Origin of the sequence: Streptomyces sp. IBSBF 3136, from assembly GCF_036815105.1 — a bacterium.
In the GTDB taxonomy this organism is placed as follows: domain Bacteria; phylum Actinomycetota; class Actinomycetes; order Streptomycetales; family Streptomycetaceae; genus Streptomyces.
The window spans coordinates 1-6,449 of the sequence record NZ_JAJSZC010000334.1 but is presented as its reverse complement, the minus strand read 5'-3'; the positions used below and the strand labels follow the sequence as shown (position 1 = coordinate 6,449).

At 74.0% G+C, this 6,449-nt stretch carries 6 protein-coding genes; all 6 read left to right on the top strand.

What is annotated here, in order from left to right; translation table 11 throughout:
- Nucleotides 1–193: 193 nt before the first annotated feature.
- Complete coding sequence (locus V7E45_RS38015) at nucleotides 194–1,003, top strand: SAM-dependent methyltransferase (RefSeq protein ID WP_333778841.1); 810 nt, start codon at nucleotides 194–196, stop codon at nucleotides 1,001–1,003.
- 37 nt (nucleotides 1,004–1,040) lie between these two features.
- Nucleotides 1,041–2,444: a glutamine synthetase family protein gene (locus tag V7E45_RS38010; RefSeq protein WP_333778839.1), complete on the top strand. Its 1,404-nt coding sequence runs from the start codon at nucleotides 1,041–1,043 to the stop codon at nucleotides 2,442–2,444.
- On the top strand, nucleotides 2,441–3,595 hold the full coding sequence (locus tag V7E45_RS38005) for an amidohydrolase family protein (protein ID WP_443056347.1): 1,155 nt from the start codon (nucleotides 2,441–2,443) through the stop codon (nucleotides 3,593–3,595). The genes V7E45_RS38010 and V7E45_RS38005 overlap by 4 nt, the downstream gene beginning before the upstream one ends.
- Nucleotides 3,596–3,637: 42 nt before the next feature.
- The gene (locus V7E45_RS38000) at nucleotides 3,638–4,165 is read left to right on the top strand and encodes an NUDIX hydrolase family protein (protein ID WP_020943415.1); all 528 of its coding nucleotides are present in this window, start codon (nucleotides 3,638–3,640) and stop codon (nucleotides 4,163–4,165) included.
- A 181-nt stretch (nucleotides 4,166–4,346) separates the two neighbouring features.
- A complete protein-coding gene (locus tag V7E45_RS37995) occupies nucleotides 4,347–5,141 on the top strand; it encodes a COG4705 family protein (RefSeq protein ID WP_333778837.1) in 795 nt (264 codons plus the stop codon).
- 191 nt (nucleotides 5,142–5,332) lie between these two features.
- Nucleotides 5,333–6,449, top strand: a 1,117-nt coding sequence (locus V7E45_RS37990) for a PP2C family protein-serine/threonine phosphatase (protein ID WP_333778836.1), incomplete at its 3' end; no start/stop codon positions are given.

The following is a 6,449-nucleotide window of genomic DNA, read 5'->3' as shown; positions in this document are numbered from 1 at the left end:
GTCGAGGAGGGACGCGGGGGTGGCGGGCATGTCCTGCTTCCGGTGGTTGAACAGGGTACGAAGTCCATTGTTTCAAACGCGCCGGGACGCCCCGGAGGGTGGTGGGGAGCTCACACTGCGCGTTTACCGGGACAGCGCGATCAAGGGGGCGGCACAATGACGGCGGACGAGCGCACGTGAGAAGGGCGGACACGTGACCGAGGGACCCTCCCCGACGGCCGGATCGGCGCGGCTGAACACCACCGTGGCGCACAACGCGCGGGTCTGGAACTACTGGATCGGCGGCAAGGACCACTACGAGGTCGACCAGCGGGTCGGCGAGCACGTCTCGGGGATGTTCCCGGTGATCCGGGCGGTGGCCCGCGCGGACCGCGACTTCCTGGGGCGGGCGGTGCGGTTCCTGGCCGCCGAGCGCGGACTGCGCCAGTTCCTCGACATCGGCACCGGGCTGCCCACGGTCAACAACACCCACGAGATCGCCCAGCGCATCGCGCCGGAGTCACGGATCGTGTACGTCGACAACGACCCGATCGTGCTCGTGCACGCTCGCTCCCTGCTCACCAGCTCCCCCGAGGGCGTCACCGACTACGTCGACGCCGACGTGCGCGACCCCGACGCCATCGTCCGGCGCGCCGCCGACACCCTGGACCTGGACCGGCCGGTCGCCGTGATGATGCTCGGCATCCTCAACTTCGTGCTGGACGACGCGGAGGCCGCGGACATCGTGCGGCGCGTCATGGCGGCGGTCCCCTCCGGCAGCCACCTGGTGCTCACCCACCCGACCTTCGACGCCGAGGTGGGCGGTGAGGGCAACGTCGCGGCGATGGAGTTCTGGAACGCCAACGCCACCCCGCCGATCACCGCCCGGAGCCGCGCCGCGATCGCCGCGTTCCTCGACGGCCTGGAGCCGGTCGAGCCGGGGCTCGTGCCGTGCTCGCGGTGGCGCGCCGGGTCCGACACCGCCTCGGTGCCGCAGTACGGCGTGGTGGCCGTGAAACCCTGACCCCGAGCGCGGGGGCCGAGCCCGTCGAGGAGGACGTATGACCACTCTGGCCGACCCGGTGCCCGGCGGGCGCCCCGGCGACCTCGACCGGGTCGCCGCGCTCACCGCCGACCTCGCCGACCGGAAGGTGCACGGCATCGTCCTGGCGTACGTGGACACGGCGGGCGTCGGCCGGGTCAAGACGATCCCGACGGCACGCCTCGAGGCCGCCGTCGCCTGGGGGGTCGGCATGTCGCCGGTGTTCGACACGTTCCTGGCCGACGACTCGATCGTCACCACCGACGTCCTCGGCTCCCCCGACGGCGACCTGCGGCTCTACCCGGACCTCGACCGGCTGGTGCCCCTCGCCGGGCAGCCGGGCTGGGCCTGGGCGCCGGTGGACCGGATCACCCAGGAGGGCGAGCGGCACCCCGGCTGCGCCCGGACGTTCCTGCGCCGGATCGTCACGGACGCCGCCGAACGGCACGGACTCGGCTTCCGGGCGGCCGTCGAGATCGAGTGGGCGGTCGGGCTCGGCACCGCACCCGGCGACGCGTTCGTCCCGGCGGTGTCCGGACCGGCGTACGGCGCCACCCGGCAGGTGGAGCTGAGCGACTTCACCGCCGACCTGCTCGCCGCGTTCGCGGCCCAGGGCGTGGACGTCGACCAGCTCCATCCCGAGTACGCGGCCGGGCAGTTCGAGGTCTCGGTGGGCGCCCTCGACCCGGTGGCGGCGGCCGACCGCAGCGTGCTGGTGCGCCAGACCATCCGCGCGGTGGCACAACGCCACGGCCTGCGCGTCTCGTTCGCGCCCGCCGTGCTCGCCGAGGGGGTCGGCAACGGCGGCCACCTGCACCTGTCCTGCTGGCGCGGCGGGGTCAACCTGCACGCGGGCGGCGCCGGCCGGCACGGCATGACGGCCGAGGCCGAGTCGTTCGCGGCCGGGGTGCTCGCCCACCTGCCCGCCCTGACGGCGGTGACCGCGCCGAGCCCCGCCAGCTACCTGCGGCTGAAGCCCTCGCAGTGGGCGGGGGTGTTCACCGCCTGGGGCCTGGAGACCCGCGAGGCGGCGCTGCGGGTCGTCATGGGCACCGCGGGCCGCCGGGACCAGGACGCGAACATGGAGGTCAAACCGGTCGACCTGGCCGCCAACCCCTACCTGGCGCTGGGCTGCGTGATCGCCGCGGGACTCGACGGGCTGACGGCGTCCCTGCCGCTGCCCGAGGAGATCACCGGGGACCCGGCCCGCTACGGCGACGACGAGGCCGCCGCGCTCGGCGTACGGCGGCTGCCGCGGTCGCTGCCGTCGGCCGTCGAGGAGTTCCGGGCCGACCAGGTGCTGCGGGCCGCGCTGGGCCCGGTCCTGGCGGACGCGGTGACCGCCGTGCGGCTCGGGGAGGCGGCGGCCGTGGAGGGCCTGGACGACGCGCGGGTGGCGGCCGCCTACCGCTGGAAGTACTGACCGTGGCCGCGCCCGGCCCGGTCCACGAGGCCCTCGAAGCGCTGCCCCTCGTCGACCACCACTGCCACGGCGTGTCCACGGCCGATCTGCCACCCGGGCGGTTCGAACCGCTGATCACCGAGGGCGGGGCCTGGCCCGGCGTCTCCCCCTTCGACACCCCGGTCGGCGTGGCCGTGCGCCGGCACTGCGCGCCCCTGCTGGACCTGCCCCGGCACGCGCCCGCCGCCGACTACCTGGCCCGGCGTTCCGCCCTCGGCCCCCGCGAGGTCAACCGGCGCTTCCTGACCGCCGCGCACGTCGAGGCCCTCTGCGTCGACACCGGCTACGCCCCGCACCCCGGCACCTCCCCCGCCGACCTGGCCGAGGCGGCCGGTGCCACCGCCTACGAGGTGGTCCGGCTGGAGCGGATCGCCGAGGCGGTGGCGGCGCGCGGTGTGACGGCGGGCGGGTACGCGGCCGGGTTCCGGGCCGCCGCCGAGGACGCCGTACGACGGCCGGGCGTGGTGGCGGTGAAATCGGTGGCCGCCTACCGCACCGGCTTCGCCCTCGACCCCGAGCGCCCCGCGGACGCGGAGGTCACGCGGGCCGCCGGACGATGGCTCGCGCGCGGCGGGCGCCTGACCGACCCGGTCCTGGTGCGGCACCTGCTGTGGACCGCCGTCGACCTGGGCCTGCCGCTGCAACTGCACACCGGCTTCGGCGACGCCGACGTACGGCTGCACCACGCCGACCCCGCCCTGCTCACCGACTGGCTCCGCCTGACGGCCGGCACCGTCCCGGTCCTGCTGCTGCACTGCTGGCCGTACCACCGTCAGGCGGCTTACCTGGCCGCGGTGTTCGAGCGGGTCCACCTGGACGTCGGCCTGACCCTGCACCACACCGGGCCGGCCCGCTCCCGGGCGGTACTGGAGGAGGCGCTGGAGATCACCCCGTTCCGCAAAATGCTGTACAGCTCGGACGCCTGCGGTGTGGCCGAGTTCCACCACCTGGGCGCGCTGTCCTTCCGGCAGGGGCTGGCCGGAATGCTCCAAGCCCGGGTGGACTCCGACGAGTTGAGCCTGCCGGACGCCCTGCGCATCGCGGCCTGGACGGGCCGCGACAACGCCCGCCGACTGTACGGACTGCCCGAGAACGATCCGGCCCGCGACTGAGCGGGCCGCTCACCCGGAAAGTATGATCAAGCAATGTCTGACATGACCGAAACCACGCCCGGCTGGCTGACCACGGACGAACTGGAAATGGCCAGGGCCCGTATGCCGATCCTCTACGTCGAGGCCGTGCCCGTGCGCGTGGACGACAGCGGCGAAGTCACGAGCATCGGACTGCTGCTGCGCATCGGCCCGGACGGAACGGTCAGCCGGACCCTGGTCTCCGGCCGCGTCCTGCACCACGAACGGGTCCGCGACGCGCTGCTGCGCCACCTGGAGAAGGACCTCGGCCCGGTCGCGCTGCCCCGGGTGCCCTCCTCCCTGCAGCCGTTCACGGTCGCCGAGTACTTCCCGACGGCCGGCGTCACGCCGTACCACGACCCCCGTCAGCACGCGGTGTCCCTCGCCTACGTCGTGCCGGTCACCGGCGACTGCCGGCCCCGGCAGGACGCGCTGGACCTCGTGTGGTTCAGCCCCCAGGAGGCCGCCTCGGCGGCCGTGCAGGGCGAGATGCCGGGCGGGCACGGGGTGCTGCTGAAGCAGGCGCTCGCGCACGTGGGCGTGGTGTCCTGACGATCACCGACCGGACCGGCCTGTCTATCAGGCCGGTCCGGTCGCTGACCAGGGCTTTCCCCGAGGTGTTCAGGCCACGTTCAGGCTCACGGACCGCCGTGGCAACACCTGCACCAGAAGCACCAAAACCCTGGTAAAGAGGGCTGGGGAGAAGGCGGTCACCCGTGCGAGGGTGCCGCTCATGAGCACAGAGCACGTCCTCGACCGCCGGCCCGGCGGCCACGCCCGTGACCGCGTCCGGACGACCGCGAACAAGGTGCCCGAGGTCACCGCGTACTTCTGGATCATCAAGGTCCTCACCACCGGCATGGGCGAGACCGCGTCCGACTGGCTGGCGCACCTCCTCGGTCCGGTTCCCGCGGTCGGTCTCGGCGGACTCGGCTTCGTGGCCGCGCTCGTGCTCCAGTTCGCCGTCCGCCGGTACGTGGCGTGGATCTACTGGACGGCGATCGTCATGGTCAGCGTGTTCGGCACGATGGCGGCCGACATCCTGCACGTCGGCCTGGGCATCCCGTACACCCTCTCGACGCCCCTGTTCATGATCGCCCTGGCCGCCGTGTTCGCCCTCTGGTACGCCGCGGAGCGGACCCTGTCGATCCACGCCATCAACACCCGCCGCCGCGAGGTGTTCTACTGGGCCGCCGTCCTGGCCACGTTCGCGCTCGGCACCGCCGCCGGCGACCTCACCGCGACCGTCGGCCTCGGTTACCTGGGCTCGGCCGTCCTGTTCGGCGCGGCGATCTGCGTCCCGGCCGTCGCCCACCGGGCGGGCGTCCTGGGCGCGGTGACCGCGTTCTGGGCGGCGTACGTCATCACCCGACCGCTGGGTGCCTCGATCGCCGACTGGATGGCCCTGGCGCCGCACCGGGGCGGCCTGGGACTCGGCCTCGGCCCGGTGACCCTGTCCTGGACGGTGGCCATCCTCGCCCTGGTCACCCACCTCGCGGTGACCCGCCGGGACGTCCGGACCGTCTGACGCCGCTGCGCGCCGCGCGCCGGAGGTGGCGGGCGGAGGAGAATCGAAGCCACCGGGTCACGCAGGGCCCGGACGGCGGACGGACCGGACGCGGGACGGCCAGGACGGCGAAAGGCCAGGACGGCGGACGGCCGGTCCCGCGGACGACCGGTCCCGCGGACGACCGGGATGCGGACAGCGGGTGAGGCTCCATGGCAGGAGACCGGGGCAGACCACCGGGGGACCCGTCGCTCCCCGGCCTGCACCTGCGCCTGCGCTCCGAACTGGGCCGCATCGACGACCAGTTGCGCTCGCTGCTCTCCTCCATGGACCGGCTGCAGGGACTGCTGGACGCGGTGGTGGCCATCAGCCGCGAGGTGGAGCTGCCCGCGGTGCTGCACCGGATCGTGACCACCGCAATGGAGCTGGTGGGCGCGCGCTACGGCGCCCTGGGCGTGCTCGACTCGTCCGGCGACCGCCTTGAGCAGTTCGTCGCCGCCGGCCTGTCCGAGCGGGAACGCGACGATCTGGCCGAAACCGGACTGCCCCGCGGCCTAGGTGTGCTCGGCCATCTGATCCGCCACCCCGAACCGCTGCGGGTCCACGACATCCCGGCCCACCCGTCCTCCGCCGGCTTCCCGCCCGGACACCCCCGCCTGCACACCCTGCTCGGCGTCGCCATCAGCGTGCACGGCGAGATCTACGGTGACCTCTACCTCGCCGAGCGGCGCGACGGGCAGCCCTTCGACCAGCACGACGAGACCGTGGTCGTCTCCCTGGCCGGAGCCGCCGCCATCGCCATCGAGAACGTCCGCCTTTTCGAACGGGTGCGTGTCGGGGCCGAGCAGTTCCAGCGGCTCCTGCTGCCCACCCTGCCCGACCTGCGGCCCTTCACCTCGGCCGCCATCTACCGGCCCGCCGCCGAACCCAGTCAGCTCGGCGGCGACTGGTACGACGTCATCCCGCTCCCGCACGACGTGGTGGCGGTGGTCATCGGTGACGTGGTCGGCCACGACCTCCAGGCCGCGGCCGCCATGGCCGCCGTCCGCAACATGCTCCGCGCCCTGCTGTTCGACCTGAGCAGCTCGCCCGGCGCCGTCCTCGCCCGGCTCGACCGCACCCTGGCCGCCCTCACCGACGCCCCCGTCACGACCACCACCCTGGCCCGCTTCGAACCGGAGGGCCCGGGCCGGCGACTGCGGTGGAGCACCGCGGGCCACGTGCCGCCGCTGCTGATCACCGGCGACGGCGAGGTGGAGCTGCTGTTCGCGGAGCCGGGGTTGCCGCTCGGGGTCGATCCCGCCCAGCCCCGGCCCGATCACTCCCGCC

Bases quoted from the DNA above. Each gene is read 5' to 3' on its own strand.
- V7E45_RS37995 (WP_333778837.1), top strand. From the start codon at position 4,347: ATGAGCACAGAGCACGTCCTCGACCGCCGGCCCGGCGGCCACGCCCGT.
- V7E45_RS38010 (WP_333778839.1), top strand. From the start codon at position 1,041: ATGACCACTCTGGCCGACCCGGTGCCCGGCGGGCGCCCCGGCGACCTC.
- V7E45_RS38000 (WP_020943415.1), top strand. From the start codon at position 3,638: ATGACCGAAACCACGCCCGGCTGGCTGACCACGGACGAACTGGAAATG.